The 16,364-nt window shown below is 66.2% G+C and carries 13 protein-coding genes; 7 read left to right on the top strand and 6 right to left on the bottom strand.

The window, feature by feature from the left end; all coding sequences use genetic code 11:
- The first annotated feature begins 196 nt into the window (after positions 1-196).
- The 3 genes from QZ994_RS13470 to QZ994_RS13460 all read left to right on the top strand — a co-directional run bounded on the left by QZ994_RS13470 (position 197) and on the right by QZ994_RS13460 (position 3,348).
- Positions 197-688 carry a GIY-YIG nuclease family protein gene (locus tag QZ994_RS13470; protein WP_290872410.1) on the top strand — a complete coding sequence of 164 codons (492 nt, stop codon included), beginning with the start codon at positions 197-199 and terminating at the stop codon, positions 686-688.
- 282 nt (positions 689-970) lie between these two features.
- The gene (locus QZ994_RS13465) at positions 971-2,263 is read left to right on the top strand and encodes a hypothetical protein (RefSeq protein WP_290872407.1); all 1,293 of its coding nucleotides are present in this window, start codon (positions 971-973) and stop codon (positions 2,261-2,263) included.
- The gene (locus QZ994_RS13460) at positions 2,260-3,348 is read left to right on the top strand and encodes a hypothetical protein (protein WP_290872404.1); all 1,089 of its coding nucleotides are present in this window, start codon (positions 2,260-2,262) and stop codon (positions 3,346-3,348) included. The genes QZ994_RS13465 and QZ994_RS13460 overlap by 4 nt, the downstream gene beginning before the upstream one ends.
- A 232-nt stretch (positions 3,349-3,580) precedes the next feature.
- Here the strand turns inward: QZ994_RS13460 and lipA are convergent, their stop codons facing one another.
- The 4 genes from lipA to QZ994_RS13440 form a co-directional block, all read right to left on the bottom strand.
- A complete protein-coding gene (gene lipA / locus QZ994_RS13455) occupies positions 3,581-4,594 on the bottom strand; it encodes a lipoyl synthase (RefSeq protein WP_290872400.1) in 1,014 nt (337 codons plus the stop codon).
- Between the two features lie 153 nt (positions 4,595-4,747).
- A complete protein-coding gene (gene lipB / locus QZ994_RS13450; protein WP_290872397.1) occupies positions 4,748-5,461 on the bottom strand; it encodes a lipoyl(octanoyl) transferase LipB in 714 nt (237 codons plus the stop codon).
- A 38-nt stretch (positions 5,462-5,499) separates the two neighbouring features.
- Positions 5,500-6,615 (bottom strand): DNA-processing protein DprA, encoded by a 1,116-nt coding sequence (gene dprA / locus QZ994_RS13445; protein ID WP_290872394.1) that lies wholly within the window; start codon positions 6,613-6,615, stop codon positions 5,500-5,502.
- 149 nt (positions 6,616-6,764) lie between these two features.
- Entirely contained in the window at positions 6,765-7,967 is a 1,203-nt protein-coding gene (locus tag QZ994_RS13440; RefSeq protein WP_290872391.1) for a LysM peptidoglycan-binding domain-containing protein, read from the bottom strand.
- Between the two features lie 212 nt (positions 7,968-8,179).
- Here QZ994_RS13440 and def point away from each other — a divergent pair, with 212 nt between their 5' ends.
- The 4 genes from def (at position 8,180) to QZ994_RS13420 (ending at position 14,021) form a co-directional block, all read left to right on the top strand.
- The gene (gene def, locus QZ994_RS13435; RefSeq protein WP_290872388.1) at positions 8,180-8,692 is read left to right on the top strand and encodes a peptide deformylase; all 513 of its coding nucleotides are present in this window, start codon (positions 8,180-8,182) and stop codon (positions 8,690-8,692) included.
- Between the two features lie 17 nt (positions 8,693-8,709).
- Complete coding sequence (gene fmt, locus QZ994_RS13430) at positions 8,710-9,663, top strand: methionyl-tRNA formyltransferase (protein ID WP_290872416.1); 954 nt, start codon at positions 8,710-8,712, stop codon at positions 9,661-9,663.
- Positions 9,664-9,739: 76 nt separating this feature from the next.
- Positions 9,740-10,591, top strand: a complete 852-nt coding sequence (gene htpX / locus QZ994_RS13425) for a zinc metalloprotease HtpX (protein ID WP_290872385.1) — start codon at positions 9,740-9,742, stop codon at positions 10,589-10,591.
- Between the two features lie 157 nt (positions 10,592-10,748).
- Positions 10,749-14,021 carry an EAL domain-containing protein gene (locus QZ994_RS13420; RefSeq protein ID WP_290872382.1) on the top strand — a complete coding sequence of 1,091 codons (3,273 nt, stop codon included), beginning with the start codon at positions 10,749-10,751 and terminating at the stop codon, positions 14,019-14,021.
- A 25-nt stretch (positions 14,022-14,046) separates the two neighbouring features.
- On the opposite strand, the gene QZ994_RS13415 is transcribed toward QZ994_RS13420, so the two are convergent.
- Together QZ994_RS13415 and QZ994_RS13410 are read right to left on the bottom strand one after the other, a co-directional pair.
- Positions 14,047-14,610 (bottom strand): TMEM165/GDT1 family protein, encoded by a 564-nt coding sequence (locus QZ994_RS13415; RefSeq protein WP_290872413.1) that lies wholly within the window; start codon positions 14,608-14,610, stop codon positions 14,047-14,049.
- Positions 14,611-14,884: 274 nt separating this feature from the next.
- Positions 14,885-16,364, bottom strand: a 1,480-nt coding sequence (locus QZ994_RS13410) for a DUF1631 family protein (RefSeq protein WP_290872379.1), incomplete at its 5' end; no start/stop codon positions are given.

The following is a 16,364-nucleotide window of genomic DNA, read 5'->3' as shown; positions in this document are numbered from 1 at the left end:
CGCTGCATCAAAAAGCAGCAGAGTAGGTTGAACACCTGGCTCAGTTTTAGATCGGCACACCCCTCATAAGTGGCTCAGTTTTCGGTCGGCGCCAACACGTGAGCGCATTGGCAAAGAGCGCAAGCATTTCGGAGCGGCACTCAAAGACCTTCAGGCTCGCCTTGACAAGTCATCAAGCGACGAGGATCGTGCCGCCTTGACCCAAAAAATCGCCGAAATCGAAGCCCGCAAGACAGCGCTTGACAGCGAGGAAAAGCTCATCGACTACCGAGAGCAGAACGCAAAGGCTGGCTATGTCTACGTGATCTCGAACGTCGGCGCTTTTGGCGAGGGCATATACAAAATCGGGATGACCCGGCGCCTGGACCCGATGGAACGAGTGGACGAACTGGGCGATGCGTCGGTGCCTTTCTGGTTCGACGTCCACGCAATGGTCTTCTCTGAGAACGCGCCATCGTTGGAGGCCAAGCTGCACGAGAGGTTCTCGACGGGGCGTCTGAACAAGGTCAATGGACGCAAGGAGTTCTTCCGTGCGGACATTCGGGAGATCGAGGCAGTGATCAGAGCCAACTACGACGCGGTGGTCGAGGTGGTGCACGAGGCCCCGGCGGAGCAATTCCGTGAAAGCCTGAGGATGGCGGTACCGTCAGATGCCATTCAAGCCGCTGAGCGGCATGCGCAGGCTTAGAGAGCTCGAGGATCCTGCGTCTTCAGCGATACAGCGCCAATACATACAGGGCTACCCCATCAACAAGGTAGTTGCTCGGCCTATGCACTCAAGTCGTCAAAATCGCACAGACCGTATTGCGGCGATTGCGAACTCAAATCCTAGGTCACACATATCCACGGACACCAAACTTAAGCGACGGCAAACGAACCTATGCGGGCGACCACAGGACTGCAGCCATCGCCGCCTTGCATAAACTTTCGGCAATAGAATTTAGGCTACCAAAAGCATTAAGGGCAGGACATGACTGTGACCTCGAATCAGGTGAAAGCGGAGTTCGCACATGACTTACAAGTGGGCTTGGCTCGCGCTAGCGTGCCCGAGTTCGCCCATCTTCCATTGATTGGGATGGCCGGCAAGCTGGCTTTGAATATTCGAGGACTAGGTGAGATTCGGGCAGAGGTGCTTAGGCCCGTTGCAGACCACTACTTCGACATCCCTGCACTTGCACTTCAGCCAGTCTTGGAAATCCTCGCTGAGGTTGGCTACGTCCAACTAGTGACGACGGGCAAGACGCTCAACTCCATCATTCCAAACGTACCTCACTTCTCATCGGTCTACGGCGGCCTAGGCGACTACGTTGGGACGATCAGTCTCAACGAACACGAGGAAGTCGCCATTGCTGTCTTGAACGAACTTAAAAGCAAGCCAGAAAAGAGAGACACCCTCATCGGAAGACTAGGGGCGCCGAAGCAAGTTTTTGCACGGGTCGAGCTCATCACCCAGACCGGCGGCCTAGTCCTTCCGAAGCGAGCCAGGGGGCAAGACGTTTTGGTTAGTCCCTTCTACTTTGCTGACAGCCTAGACGCGCTAGCAAGTCACGCAGCGGCAGGGGGAGCTCGCGGAGTCCAACGTGTCCTTGATCTTCTCAAGAAAGCTCAAGGCTGGCCACTTTCCCTAATCATAAGCTCCGGCGAGATCAACGGGACTAAACTCACCGCATCGGAGCTGCAATTACTCCGCGAGATGGTTGCCGATGGAGTACTTCGCCCACCAAGCCTCCGGAATACAGCGTCCAACACTGACGAGCATTTTGTATTCACACCGATGCCTGGCGGCCGCGCAATGGACGGCGCTGCGAGAGAGATCTATGAGCGGACCATGGCAATAGTCGCTGCAGTTCGCAAGGGACAACTGCTTCCAAGCAAGTTTGCAATTCGTTCGCCTGTTAGATTGCTTGAAACCCTTCGTGACAACAAGAAAATTCGCGCCAGCACCGAAGCTGCGCTGCAGTACACCAATCTAGTCACCCTCAGAATCGGACGGCTTGTGTCTACGGGAAGCTCTGGATGGCACCAATTTCATCTGATTGAAACACCTGAAAACATTCAAGCAGTCAACGACGCAATAAAAATATTCCAAACCGGCGAACCCTTGTCGGCAGGGGTTTCTGAAGACGCGCGCATCGCTCTTCAGCGGGACGAGTCGTACGTTCAATCAATTTTGGCATCCACAGCCTTAAGGCAAACGCCGCGCCCCGCCCTTGATGAACAAGCCAAGGCCGAAATGGAACAACTTTTTCTCGATCTCAAATGATCAAAGACTCAGTTCAAAAGCAGAAGGCCATCCGCTACTGCGTTGCGCACGGCTACGTGCCCTATATGGAGTGCCGCGTCAGGTTTTCCGGCGACACATCTGAATCCATATCGGACATCACAGATGCTGATGTACTTGGTGTGCGCCCCGCAGGACAAGCACCCACTCGGCGACTAGTTTTCGATTGCAAAACGCTGGCAAAGACCAGCGGCGTAAATCGGGCGTTGTGGGCCGCTGGTCTTCTGCGCCTTGTTGCTGCGGACGAAGCATTCGTAATCCTTGTCAAGGCCGCCCCACAAGGGCATCGGCTCGCAGCAAGCAAAGTTGGCGTCCATCTATTCTCGGAGAAGCTGTTTGATCAGTACGCTCAAGCTTCATCAAGCGACTACGTTGAGCAGATCACCTACTTGGATAACTTGAGTGCATGGGATTCATTGTGGGATATGCGCACCAAGTTTCCGCGCATCGCAGCCCTCGTCGAATACCTTACGAGCGAAGCAGCTTTTGAGCAGAACCCAGCTACTGGCTTCCGATCCCTGCTCTCCAAACTGAAACAAGCAGAGGGCGAGTTTGATGTCTCCAAACCAGAACACAGGATGTTGTATGGGATCGTGGTTAGCCAAGCCATCACATTGATTGCGGGCATAGTCCGGGATTTCAATACCTTGTTTGATCCTGCAATGAAAGTAGACGACTTCCAGCGGTCGTTGCGAAACTACATTTGGGGTGGCCGGGAAGGATATGAACTTCGCAAACGACTACAGGCAGCTCTTCACGCAGGTCGCCCTGACGAGAGCCAAGAGATCCAACTTCCAGGTTGGGACTCTTTTATCGAGTTGATTCGCTCCCTTTTGGATGCACCGCTTCTTGCTGGCAGTTCCGCGTTGCCAATCAAAGATCTAGCATTTCGCGAAATCGGTACGCCATCCGTGCTAGCCGACGCACGGATCAAGCGCGAATTGACCTCCACTCCGCGCGCTCGTCAGTTCGCATTCTCGGTTAATCGCTATATTGGTTCGCTGTCTAGATTGCTAAGGGACTGCTCCGAACATCTAAAGGAGAGCCTAACAAGAGCGTCAGCATAGGCCTGCGCCAAGCTGACGTGATTTCATTGGGCATGGCAGCAAGCACTTAGCAGTGCGGGTGCCGACCTCAATTCACGTCGGCATTCTGCGGTGACGTCTGACCGGCAGCACCTAACCTGATACGAACAAACGCGCCAGCGCCCGCCCGCTTGAACTGGCGAGCATCCTTGCTCACCCTCTGTTTTTCTCCGCCTCTTCGAGATTTTTCTCGCCCACTTCGAGATTTTCTCTCTCAGTTCGAGACATTCACACCCACGCCGGCACCCAGCGCCTGCTGGTCGGCGTGGTAGCTGGAGCGCACCATGGCGCCCACGGCCGCATGCGTGAAGCCCATCTTCTTGGCTTCTTCTTCGAACATCTTGAAGGTGTCGGGGTGCACGTAGCGGCGCACCGGCAGGTGGTGGCCCGAAGGCGCCAGGTACTGGCCGATGGTGAGCATGTCGATGTCGTGCTCGCGCATGTCGCGCATCACCTGCAGGATCTCTTCGTCCGTCTCGCCCAGGCCCACCATGATGCCGCTCTTGGTCGGCACGTCGGGGTGCAGGGCCTTGAACTTCTTGAGCAGGTTCAGGCTGAACTGGTAGTCGGAACCCGGGCGCGCTTCCTTGTACAGGCGGGGTGCGGTCTCCAGGTTGTGGTTCATCACGTCGGGCGGCGCGGCCTTGAGGATCTCGAGGGCGCGGTCGTCACGGCCACGGAAGTCGGGCACCAGGATCTCGATGCGCGTGGCGGGAGATTGCTCGCGCACCTGCTTGATGCACTCGACGAAGTGACCGGCACCGCCGTCGCGCAGGTCGTCGCGGTCCACCGAGGTAATCACCACGTACTTGAGCTTGAGCGCCGCGATCGTCTTGGCCAGGTTGGCCGGCTCGTTCACATCGAGCGGGTCCGGGCGGCCATGGCCCACGTCGCAGAAGGGGCAGCGGCGCGTGCACTTGTCGCCCATGATCATGAAGGTGGCCGTACCGTGGCCGAAGCATTCACCGATGTTGGGGCACGAGGCCTCTTCGCACACGGTGTGCAGCTTGTGCTCGCGCAGGATTTCCTTGATCTCGTAGAAGCGCGTGGTGGGCGAGCCCGCCTTGACGCGGATCCAGTCCGGCTTCTTCAGCACCTCGCCCGCGGGCACGATCTTGATGGGGATGCGCGCCGTCTTGGCCTGGGCCTTTTGCTTGGCGGTGGCGTCGTAGGCGGCTTCGCCAGGGGCGGACACGGGGGCGGCGGACGGAGAGCGATCAGTGGTCATGGCGCGAAAGCGTGTGGGCTGCGATGGGCTCGCATGGCGGTGGGCCCGCAGCAAGTGAGCCGCGGTCCACGGGGTGGCGGGAGGCGGCCGGGTAGGCTGCCGCGTCAGGGCTGGCCGGCGCGTGTGGCGCGGCCAGCCCGCCACTTTAGCCGATCAGGGCGCCAGGCGCTGCACCAGCTGCTGCGCCAGCACCGCCGCCACCTCGTCGGCGCCCACCTGCACGCCCAGCGAGGCCAGGTCGACCGTGGCCAGACCTGCGTAACCACAGGGGTTGATGCGCTGGAAGGGCGACAGGTCCATGCCCACGTTCAGCGAGAGGCCATGGTAGGTGCAGTGCCGCGTCACCTTGATGCCCAGGGCGGCGACCTTGCCCAGGCCCCGGAAGGGGTCGCGCGGATCGGCCGGGGTTTGCAGCGCGCCGTGGGCAAAGGGGTCGGCCAGGCGCACGTAGATGCCGGGTGCGCCGCCCACACGGTGGCCCGTGACGCCGAAGTGCATGAGCGTGCGGACGATGGCCTCTTCGATGCGGTAGACGTATTCCTTCACGAAATAGCCACGGCGGCGGAGGTCCAGCAGCGGGTAGGCCACCACCTGGCCGGGCCCGTGGAAGGTGATCTGCCCACCCCGGTTGCTCTGCACCACGGGGATGTGGCCAGCGCCCTCGGGGTTGAGCAGCACGTGCTCGGGCTTGCCCGCCAGGCCTTGCGTGAAGACGGGCGGGTGCTGGCAGAGCCAGAGCTCGTCGGGCGTTTCGGGGCCACGCGCCTCGGTGAAGGCCTGCATGGCGGCGAAGGTGGCGGCGTAGTCCACCAGGCCCAGGTCCTTGACCACGGTGGCGGTGTTTGAAAGGGTCGGTTCGGTGCTCACGGCCGATGTTGTAGCACCCGCGGGCGCCAGTCGGTGGCTCAGGCCGCAGCCAGGCGCTGAAAGAGCTGCCCCGGCAGGCGGGCCACCTGCCCCATCAGCTCCAGTTCGAGCAGGTGCGCGCCCAGCTCGGCCGGGCCCCAGCCGGTGCGCGCCGAGAGCGCCTCCTGGCTCACCGGGTCGAAGCCCATGGCGCGCAGCACCGGGTCGGGATCGGGTGCGGGCTCGGGCGGATCGTCGGGCAGGGACAGCTGGCCCAGTTGCGGCACCTGCACGCCCAGCTTGAGCTCTTCCAGCACGTCCTGCGCCGTCTCGACCAGCTTGGCGCCCTGCTTGATGAGCGCATGGCAGCCACGCGACTGGGGCGAATGGATGGAGCCCGGGATGGCCAGCACCTCGCGTCCCAGTTCGCTGGCCAGGCGGGCGGTGATCAGCGAACCCGACTGCACCGCCGCCTCGACCACCAGGGTGCCGCGCGCCAGGGCCGCCACGATGCGGTTGCGCTTGGGGAAGTTGGGCGCGAGCGCCGGTGTGCCCAGCAAAAACTCGCTGAGCAGCAGCCCTCGCTCGCCGATGCGGCGCTGCAGCCCACCGTGCCGCCGCGGGTAGACCACGTCCAGCCCCGTGCCCACCACGGCCACGGTCGATGCGCCCACCACCGCGGCCAGCGCGCCTTCGTGGGCCGCCGCGTCCACCCCCAGGGCCAGGCCCGAGACCACCGGCACGCCCGCTTCGGCCAGGGCCTGGGCAAAGGCGCGGGCGTTGTCCTGCCCCTGGGCCGTGGGATGGCGGCTGCCCACCACGGCCACGGCCGGGCGCTGCAGCAGGCTCAGGTCGCCCTGGGCAAAGAGCAGCAGCGGCGGGTTGCCGACCTCCAGCAAGGCGGCGGGGTAGCGCGCATCGGCCAGCGAGAGCAGGTGGCATCCCGGCTGGGCCAGCCAGGCCTCCGTGGCCGCGAGCTGGGCGGCCAGGTCGGCGGGTTCGCTGCGCAGAGAGGCCACCTCGCGCGAGCCCACCAGGCGAGCGAGGGTGTCGGCCGAGGCCTCGAACACGGCCTGCGGCGACCCCAGCGCCGCCAGCAGCTTGCGCGCCAGCGTGGGGCCCACATGGGGCGTGAGCAAAAGGCGCAGCCAGGCGCCCAGTTCGTCTTTGTCCATCCCTGGCATCCAAAAGACCGGGGCTGCGCAGCATGTGGGCCGCCCCTTCGCCCGGGCTTGCTGGGCGGCCGCGCCTCTTGGTGCGCTGGCCGTCCGCCCTCGGGCAGGTGTCAGGCCCTCATCGGACCCGACGGTTCACAGTGCGCGCGTCACGGCTGGGTGAAGCGATCGCCAACCTTGATGATGTCATCGGCCGACATGATCAGGGCGTAGGAGGTGCGCTCGAACACCCGGAACACGAAGAGCAGGCCCTGGCGTTCATCGGGCAGCTTGATCTCGGGCTTGGTGTCCAGGGTCATGTCGCGCACCACACGGCCGTCGCGCCACAGGGCGAGCACGTGACCGCGCTCCATGCCGTCGCGGGCCCCCCGGTTGAGCGACACGATCGCGCTCTGGCCGGCGGCCAGCGCGCCGCCGTAGATGCCGGCGATCGCGCCCGACACCTCGCCCGTGGGCGCGTGCGGGGCCAGGCTGTCGAACTCGCGCGCCGGCACCGGGGCCAGGCGGTCGCCCACACCGGCTTCCTGGCGGATGCTGTTGACCGTGAAGGTCGACGGGATCACCAGGGGCTGGCCATCGGCGCCCGTGCCCTCGGCGCCTTCGCGCGTCAGGCTCAGGGTGCCGACGTACTGGGCCTCGTAGCCCAGCACTTCTTTGGTCACCGGGTCGCGCAGGGGCTTGGGTTCGCGGAAGAGGCGCCAGTCGCGGCGGCCACCGAGTTCACCTCGCACGTAGGCGGTTTCGCCCCGGCCCAACATCACGCGACCTTCCTGAGTGGCCACCACGCGGGGGGCCTTGAGCAGCTGGTCGCTGTCTTCCAGGATGACGGCCTCGTTGAAGAAGGACTCCAGCAGGTGCATCGGGACGGTGGCGATGGCGTCGTAGAGGCCCCCTTCGCGCACACGCGGGCTGAGCTTGACGTCGCCACTGCCGCCCACCGGCTGGCCCAGGCGCAGCACGGCGCGGCCGTTGCGCTTGTCGAGGTAGAGCACCTGGCCGGGGAAGATCAGGTGCGGGTTGCGGATCTGCTGCAGGTTCATGCCCCACAACTCCGGCCAGCGCCAGGGCGACTTGAGGAAGAGTTTGGAGATGTCCCAGAGGGTGTCGCCGCGCTTGACGGTGTGGCTGTCGGGGGCGTTGGGCGCCAGTTCGGACAGCGGCACACCGGCCTGGGCCACCTGCTGGGCCGTGCTCTTTTGCTGGGGCGTGATCGGGAAACTCGGCTCGGCGGCCTGGGCGACGCTGGTGGCCAGCAGGCTCAGACCGGCCAGCAGGGACACGCGCAAGGCGGGGCTCGACAGCAAGCTGGACGAGCCGATGGCCAGCCCCTTCTTCAGCGATCGCTGGGTCATGTAAACAGTCTCCGATACCCTTGAAGAAGGGATGTCCGTGAACAAGGATTCCCCAGATTCGGCAAAATCTGGTCAATGATCGTTTGATTCTGCCCGCAAAACGAAGGCGGTCGCAACGAGAATTGCCACGTGTTACGGCCGGAAACCTGAGCCTGCTCAAACCGCCCGTTGCGCTGCTTCCACATCCCACCCGCTGAATTCCAGACCACGCCATGGCCCTGTTGCCCATCCTCCAGTATCCCGACGCCCGCCTGCACAAGGTCGCCAAACCCGTGACCGAGGTCGATGACACCATCCGCCAGCTGGTCGACGACATGCTGGAAACCATGTACGACGCCAAGGGCGTGGGCCTGGCCGCCACCCAGGTGGACCGCCACATCCGCCTGGTCGTGATCGACACCAGCGAAGAGCGCAACCAGCCCCTGGTGCTGATCAACCCCGAGATCATCCAGGCCAGCAAGGAAATGATCATCTGGGAAGAAGGCTGCCTGTCGGTGCCCACCATTTACGACAAGGTCGAGCGGCACGAACGCATCCGCGTGCGCGCCCTCAACCGCGACGGCCAGAGTTATGAATTCGACGCCGATGAATTGCTCTCGGTGTGCGTGCAGCATGAACTCGACCACCTGCTGGGCAAGGTATTTGTCGAATACCTTTCGCCCCTGAAACGCAACCGCATCAAAACCAAGATGGTCAAGCGCGCACGCGACGAGCAGGCCAGCTGATGGGGCAGGCCGCATCCCTGCGCGTGGCCTATGCCGGCACGCCCGAATTCGCCAGCACCGCCCTGGCCGCCATCCTGGCCGCCGGCCACACCGTGCCCCTGGTGCTGACCCAGCCCGACCGCCCGGCCGGCCGCGGCATGAAGCTGCAGGCCTCGGCCGTGAAGCAACTGGCGCTGACCCATGGCATCCCCGTGGCCCAGCCTCACAGCCTGCGGCTTGATGGCCGATTCCCGGAGGAGGCCACGTCGGCCCGCGATGCCCTGATGGCCGCGCAGCCCGATGTGATGGTGGTGGCCGCCTACGGCCTGATCCTGCCCCAGTGGGTGCTCGACCTGCCCCGCCTGGGCTGCCTCAACATCCACGGCTCGCTGCTGCCGCGCTGGCGCGGTGCGGCGCCCATCCACCGCGCCATCGAAGCGGGTGACGCCGAAACCGGCATCACCATCATGCAGATGGACGCTGGCCTGGACACCGGCGACATGCTGCTGGTGGGCCGCGAGCCCATCGGGGCAGAAGACACGACCGCCGCGCTGCACGACCGCCTGGCCGCCCTGGGCGGGCGCCTGGTGGTCGAGGCCCTGGCCCAGGCTGCGGCCGGCCCGCTGCAGGCCACGCCCCAACCCGAAGCCGGCGTGAACTACGCCCACAAGATCGACAAGGCCGAGGCCGCGATCGACTGGTCGCAGCCTGCCGTGCAGATCGCGCGCCGCGTGCGGGCATTCGACCCGTTTCCCGGCTGCAGCTTTGCCCTGCCGGGCGGCAAGCCGGGCGAGGCGATCAAGGTCTGGGCCGCCAGCGTGGTGCCCGCCAGCGGCCGCCCCGGCGAGCTGCTCCAGGCCCAGGGCGACACCCTGATCGTGGCCTGTGGCGAACAGGCCTTGGCCCTGCACACCCTGCAGAAGCCGGGCGGCAAACGCCAGGGCGTGCGTGAATTTTTGCAAAGCACGGCCCTGCCCGCGTCATTGGCTTGAACCTCGGGGCGGGCACCCCATCTACACCGCTGCCACCATGAGGTGGTGACGTTCACGGCTCAGGAGGGCCGACACGATGTTCAACATGATGAAAACCGCCATCCTCATGGCGGCGATCACCGCCCTGTTCATGGCCATTGGCGGGATGATCGGCGGGCGCAGCGGCATGATGCTGGCCCTGGTCGTGGCCCTCGGCATGAACTTCTTCAGCTACTGGTTCAGCGACCAGATGGTGCTGAAGATGTACAACGCCCGCGAGGTCGACGCCACCTCGGCGCCGCGCTTCTACGCCATGGTGCAGGAGCTGGCGCAGCGCGCCCAGATCCCCATGCCCAAGGTCTACCTGATCGACGAGGCTGCCCCGAACGCCTTCGCCACCGGGCGCAACCCCGAGCATGCGGCCGTGGCGGCCACCACCGGCATCCTCAACATCCTGACCGAGCGCGAGCTGCGCGGCGTCATGGCCCACGAACTGGCCCACGTCAAGCACCGCGACATCCTCATCAGCACCGTGAGCGCCACCATGGCCGGTGCCATCTCGATGCTGGCCAACTTCGCGGTGTTCTTTGGCGGCCGGGATTCGGAAGGCCGCCCGCAGAACCCTCTCGCGGGCATCGCCGTGGCCATCCTGGCCCCGCTGGCCGCCAGCCTGATCCAGATGGCGATCAGCCGCGCCCGCGAGTTCGAGGCCGACCGTGGCGGCGCCGAGATCAGCGGCGACCCGCAGGCCCTGGCCAGCGCCCTGCAGCAGATCCACCGCTACGCCCAGGGCATCCCCCTGGCGGCGGCCGAGGCCCACCCCGAAACGGCCCAGATGATGATCATGAACCCGCTCTCGGGCGATGGCCTGCGCAGCCTGTTCTCGACCCACCCGGCCACCGAAGAGCGTGTGGCGCGCCTGATGGCCATGGCCCAAGGCCGCCGCTGAGCGCCCGCAGGGCCCCCGCGCCCTGCGCGACATCTTCCCTCTTCGGCTCGGTAAAGCCCGTCCGCATTGGGATTTTCGGATCAAGGCCGCACGCAGGCGGCCGATACCCAGACCATGCACGCCCGGCCACCAGGCCGCGGCGCGACAAGGACCCTGGATGCCGACCGAGACTGCGCCGCTTGACCACCCCACCCCTCACCTGAGCCGCCACGCCTGGCTGGTGCTGCTGGTGGGCGCCCTGCTCAGCGGCCTGGCCTGGTGGCAGGCCGCCGGCACGCTGCAGGAAGAGGCCGACGCCCGCTTCCGCCGCGAAACCGAAGACGTGCGCGGCCAGCTGGCGCGCCAGCTCGACCACCACATCGACCTGCTGCGCAGCTACGAGGCCCTCTTCCTGGCCCGCCCCGACCTCGACCGCGCCACCTTCCAGCTGCACGACCAGAGGCTGCACCCCAGCAACGACGCCTCGGCCATGCAGTCGGTGCTCTGGGCCCCGCTGGTGCGCCACGGCGAACGCGCCGCCTTCGAGGCCCGGGTGCGTGCCGACACCAGCCTGACGCCAGAGGGCTACCCTGTTTTCGCCATCCACCCCGCCGGGCCCGCACGGGACGCCTACCTCCCCATCACCTACCAGGCCCCGATGGACGGCAACCTCCAGGCTTTTGGCCTGGACATCCTGGCCGACCCGGTGCGCGGGGCCAGCGTGCAGGCCGCACGTGACGAAGGCGCCGCACGGGCCTCGCCTCCCTTCCGGCTGCTCCTCCAGGGCAGCCCGACACTGGGGCTGGCCGTCCGCCTGCCGCTGTACGAGCGCAGCATGCCCTTGCGGGATGTCGCCGAGCGTCGCCAGGCCTTCCGCGGCGTGGTCAGCGGGGTGCTGCGCGCCGACGCGCTCTTCAACGACGTGGCCAACGGCCGCGACTGGCGAGCCCTGCGCTGGCAGGTGCGCGACCTCGGCCCCATCGCCCAGCTGACCACCCGTTCGGCCAACGCCACCGACACCCTTAAGCCCTTCTACGACACCTCCGGGCTGAGCGCCCTGAGCTACCGCGGCCCCTCCCGGGGCGGGGCGGTGGCCAGCGAAGACCGCCTGCACAACAGCGTCGACGTGGGCGGGCGGCGCTGGTCCCTGACCTTCACCCGGGCCCCGGTGCACGCCAGCACCCAGCCCTACCCCCTGTCCCTGCTGCTGGGGGGATTCACCGCCTCGCTGGGACTGTGGTGGGCCCTGCGCAGCAGCCACCTGCGCCAGGCCCAGGCCACAAGCATGGCCGAGCGCATGAGCCGCCAGGCCACCGACAGCGAACAGCGCCTGCGAGCCGTCCTCGACCACACCACAGACGGCATCCTCAGCGTGGCCCCCTCGGGTCGCATCCTCAGCGTCAACCAGGCGATCTGCCACACCTTTGGTCTGCCCAGCGAGGCCATCGTCGGCCAGCACCTCAGCCTGCTGCTGCCGGCGGCGGGGGGCAGCGAAACGGGCCGCCGCGTCGAGCGCTTCCTGCAGGCCCAGTGCGTGGGCATGGACCGCATCGGTGGCCACCGCACCGAGGGCCAGCGGCAAAACGGCCAGCGCTTCCCGGTCGAGCTCTCGGTCAGCGCGATGACCTACCAATCGCAACGCCAGTTCATCGTCATCGTTCGCGACCTGAGCCACCAGGAAACCGCCGAGCGCGCCATCGTCGAGGCCCAGCGCCAGCTCAACGAGGTCGACGAGATGCGCCGCGTGATCGTGCACAACGCACCGTATGCCATCTGCGTGCTCAACCCCGCGGGCGTGATCCAGGCCATCAACCCGGCGGGTGAGCGCCTGCTGGGCCACAGCGCCATGGAACTCGTGGGCCGCAGCACCACCGAACGCTTCTTCGACCCCGACCAGATCGCCGAGCGCACCCAGCTGCTGGCCCTGCGCCTGAACCGCCCCGTCGACGAGGTGCGCGTGCTGGCGCACATGGCCAAGTCCTCGCCCGGGCTGCCCAGCGAGTGGAACCTGGTGCGCGAAGACGGGCGCCCCATCGTGGCCGAACTCGTGGTCACCGAACTGCGCAACGAACACGGCCAGCTGGGCGGCTACCTGGCCATGGCCCACGACGTGACCTCGCGGCGCGAGGCCGAAAAGCAGGTGCAGCACATGGCCCTGCACGACGCCCTCACCGGCCTGCCCAACCGCAACATGCTGCAGGAGCAACTCAAGGCCAGTCTGGGCCTGGCCGAGCGCCAGCACCTCACCATGGCGATGATGTTCCTGGACCTCGACCGCTTCAAGAAGATCAACGACAGCCTGGGCCACCACATCGGCGACAACGTGCTGATCGAGGTCGCGCGGCGCCTGCGTGCGGCCATGCGCACCTCCGACGTGGTCGCCCGCCTGGGTGGCGACGAATTCGTCATCCTGCTGCCTCGCATCAGCGAAGAAGCCGATGGCCTGCACGTGGCAGAGAAGGTGATCGAGGCCTTTGCCGAGCCGCTGCGCGTGGGCCCGCACGAGCTGCGCGTCACACCCAGCATCGGCCTGGCGCTCTACCCCCAGCACGGCACCGACGCCATCACCCTGATGCGCCATGCCGACCTGGCCATGTACCAGGCCAAGCACCGCGGCCGCAACCGCGTGCAGGTCTACAGCGAGCACATGGCCTCGCCCACCGCCGAATCGCTGATCCTGGAAAACGACCTCTACAAGGCCCTGGAACGGGAAGAGCTGCGCCTGCACTTCCAGCCCCAGTTCGACTGCCGCAGCGGCCGCATCTCGGGCGCCGAGGCCCTGCTGCGCTGGGAGCACGAAGGCAAGCTGGTCGCGCCGGGCGAGTTCATCCCCCTGGCGGAAGAAACCGGCCTCATCGTGCCGATGGGCGAATGGGTGCTGCACCGCGCCTGCACCATGGGCCAGCAGTGGCGGCAACGCAGCGGCTGGCCGCTGCGCATCGCGGTGAACCTGTCGGCCGTGCAGCTGGAACGCCCCGACATCGTCGACGTGGTGGCCCGCGCGCTGCGCGAGACCGGCCTGCCGCCCACGGCGCTGGAACTGGAGATCACCGAAAGCGTGGTGGTGCGCGAATCGCTGCGCGCCGCCGACGTGCTGGGCCAGTTGCGCGGCCTGGGCGTGGGCATCGCCATCGACGACTTCGGCGTGGGCTACTCGAGCTTCGCCTACCTGCGCGAACTGCCGGTCGACCGCTTCAAGCTCGACCGCAGCTTCCTCGCCGCCGTGCCGCAGTCTGCCGGCGACAGCCGCCTGGCCGCCGCGCTGATCGCCATGGCTCACCGACTGGAAGTGGGCATCGTGGCCGAGGGCGTCGAGACACCCGAGCAGGCGCAGTTCCTGCGCGACCACCAATGTGACGAGGCCCAGGGCTACCTGCTCGGCCGCCCCATGAAGGAAGAGGCCTTCGAGACCCTGCTCATGGCGCACGCCCGCGAGCACGGCCTCGCCTGACCGGCGGGGGCTCGCGCCCTCCCGGTCAGGCGAAGAGCAGCGTGCCCAGGCCCATCAGCGCGAACAGCAGGGCCGAACCACGGTGGATCCAGTCCATGGGCAGGCGCGCCGTGAGGCGGTCACCCACGAACACCGCGGGCACGTTGGCGATCATCATGCCCAGGGTGGTGCCACACACCACCTGGAGGAAGTCCAGCGGGTAGCGCGCAGCCAGCACCACGGTGGCGATCTGGGTCTTGTCACCCATCTCGGCGATGAAAAAAGCCACGGTGGTCGCGGCCAGGACGCCCAGGCCGGAAGGCAGCTTCACCTCGTCCTCGTCCACCTTGTCGGGCACCAGCATCCAGCCAGCCACCGCCAGGAAGGACAGCCCCACGATCCAGCGCAGGGCATCGGGCCCCAGGTGATGGGTGAGCCAGGCGCCCAGCGAAGCGGCCATGGCATGGTTGAGCACGGTGGCCAGGAAAATGCCCGCCACAATGGGCAGGGGCTTGCGGTAACGGGCAGCCAGCATCAAGGCCAGCAACTGGGTCTTGTCGCCCATCTCGGCCAGGGCAACGGCCGACGACGACACCAACAGGGCATCCAACATGTGAGATCCAAACGTGGGCTGGGCGGTGTGCAAACCATGGGCAAAGCAGCGCGCCGCCCAACCCTGAGCCGCGTGCCGTTGCCCAAGGTCTTGCCAAGCCGAGGCCACGCTGCTGCGCGGCCGCTTGCCCCATGCGCCATGGGCGGTTGTGGACCGCACCAAGTGTGTTGACGCATGGACCGCTCATCGGTGAGACCGAAGGCGGCAGGCTACTCCCCAAGGGAGCCAGAATTGTAGCCGAGCGGCGATGACAGGGCTCGGTTCGACACGCTCAGCTCAGCAGGCGGCGCGGATCCGCATCGATCTTGGCCAGCGCCTCGCGCGTGGCACGGGTGGTGAGCGATTCTTCTTCCACCGGCACCAGCAGACCGGCCTGCAGGAAGGCCGCCAGGCGCTTGAGCTGGAACAGCACACCCCGGCCCGAAGGCGTGACGAAGAGGGCCAGCTGCTTCTGCAGGCCATGCCAGGCCAGCTGCACCGGCTCCTGCTTGTGGCGGTAATCGAGCTGGAACCAGGCCCCGATCTGCAGCTCGCGCGCCCAGCTGACCATGGCCGGCGTGGGCATGGTGCCGCCTTCGGCCACCACCTCCAGTTCGCTGCTTTCGTGGCCGGAGAGGTCGCGCAAGGTCTGCTCGTCGAGGTCGACGTTGGCCAGGTCGGGCAGGACCTCGTCCAGGGCCTCCAGGCGCTCGGTCACCTCCTTGAGGTGGGCCGAGGAAATCGTGGCGGAACGGGCCGAGAAGGCCGCCGCCAGGGCCGCGTTGAGCGCCTGCACATGCTCGTCCTGCTTGGCCACGCTGAGGCCCGCACGGGCCATGCCATCGCGCACCAGCTTGAGCAGAGGCGGCAGGCGGCGCAACACGTCGGCCCGCTCTTCCCGCGAGGTCTTGGCGCTGGCCGACCAGATCAGGTCGGCGGCGGCACGCTTGAGCGCCTTGGTCTCGTCGCTGGCCGGGCTGGTGAGCACGGCGCTGTGCGCCAGCACATCGGCCCAGACGCGGAAGAGGAACTCGCGCACGCCATCGTGCACCGGCACGCCATCGAGCATCTTGCGCAACTCGATCGTGTACTGGATCGCCCAGGTCTCGCGCTGCTCGACCTGCTGGGCCAGCGAAACCCCCTTGCGCGTGGCCTCGTTCTCGTCGCGGAAATAACGCTCGAGGAATTTCTCGAACTCGATCAACACCGTCTGGAAAACACGGCGACCGGTGTCGGGGTAGGCCTCGACCACCTGCACGATGCGCTTGATTTCCTTGTGGAGCTCGTCGCCATCGTCGCGGCTGGCATCGCCGGCAAAGCCCATCACGCAGGCGCCCATGCGGTCGATCAGCATGCGCGCCGGGTGGTTGATGGTGGCGAAGAAATCGGGCTCGCTCACGGCCACGCGCAGCACGGGCATCTGCAGGCGGGCGAACCACACGCGGATGCTGGCGGGCAGGCGCTCTTCCATCAGGATGTGCTGGAACAGCAGGGCCACGATCTCGATGGTGGCCCGTTCGACCGGGGTGCTGGCCGCCTGCTTCAGGGCCTGCTTGTTCTGCTGCAGGTCCTGCAGCAGGGCGGCGGGCGTGGCCACGGGCTGGCCGCTCTGTGTGTCGACGTGGCGGCGCACGACCTCGTCGGCCACCTGCATGGCCTGGCCCAAGCCCGGGCTGACGCGAGGGCTTGCGCCACCGGCGGGCAGCGAGATGGTCGGCACGAAATCCGGCACCTGGCGCCCCACCATCTGGTTGAGCTTGCCCAGCAGCGCC

The sequence above is a fragment of the Aquabacterium sp. genome, from assembly GCF_021768455.1.
GTDB lineage: Bacteria > Pseudomonadota > Gammaproteobacteria > Burkholderiales > Burkholderiaceae_C > Aquabacterium.
This window is presented reverse-complemented; position numbering and strand designations above follow the sequence as displayed.

Coding starts and splice junctions, on each gene's coding strand:
- QZ994_RS13465 (WP_290872407.1), top strand. CDS start 971: ATGACTGTGACCTCGAATCAGGTGAAAGCGGAGTTCGCACATGACTTA.
- QZ994_RS13460 (WP_290872404.1), top strand. CDS start 2,260: ATGATCAAAGACTCAGTTCAAAAGCAGAAGGCCATCCGCTACTGCGTT.
- lipA (WP_290872400.1), bottom strand. CDS start 4,594: ATGACCACTGATCGCTCTCCGTCCGCCGCCCCCGTGTCCGCCCCTGGC.
- dprA (WP_290872394.1), bottom strand. CDS start 6,615: ATGGACAAAGACGAACTGGGCGCCTGGCTGCGCCTTTTGCTCACGCCC.
- QZ994_RS13440 (WP_290872391.1), bottom strand. CDS start 7,967: ATGACCCAGCGATCGCTGAAGAAGGGGCTGGCCATCGGCTCGTCCAGC.
- def (WP_290872388.1), top strand. CDS start 8,180: ATGGCCCTGTTGCCCATCCTCCAGTATCCCGACGCCCGCCTGCACAAG.
- htpX (WP_290872385.1), top strand. CDS start 9,740: ATGTTCAACATGATGAAAACCGCCATCCTCATGGCGGCGATCACCGCC.
- QZ994_RS13420 (WP_290872382.1), top strand. CDS start 10,749: ATGCCGACCGAGACTGCGCCGCTTGACCACCCCACCCCTCACCTGAGC.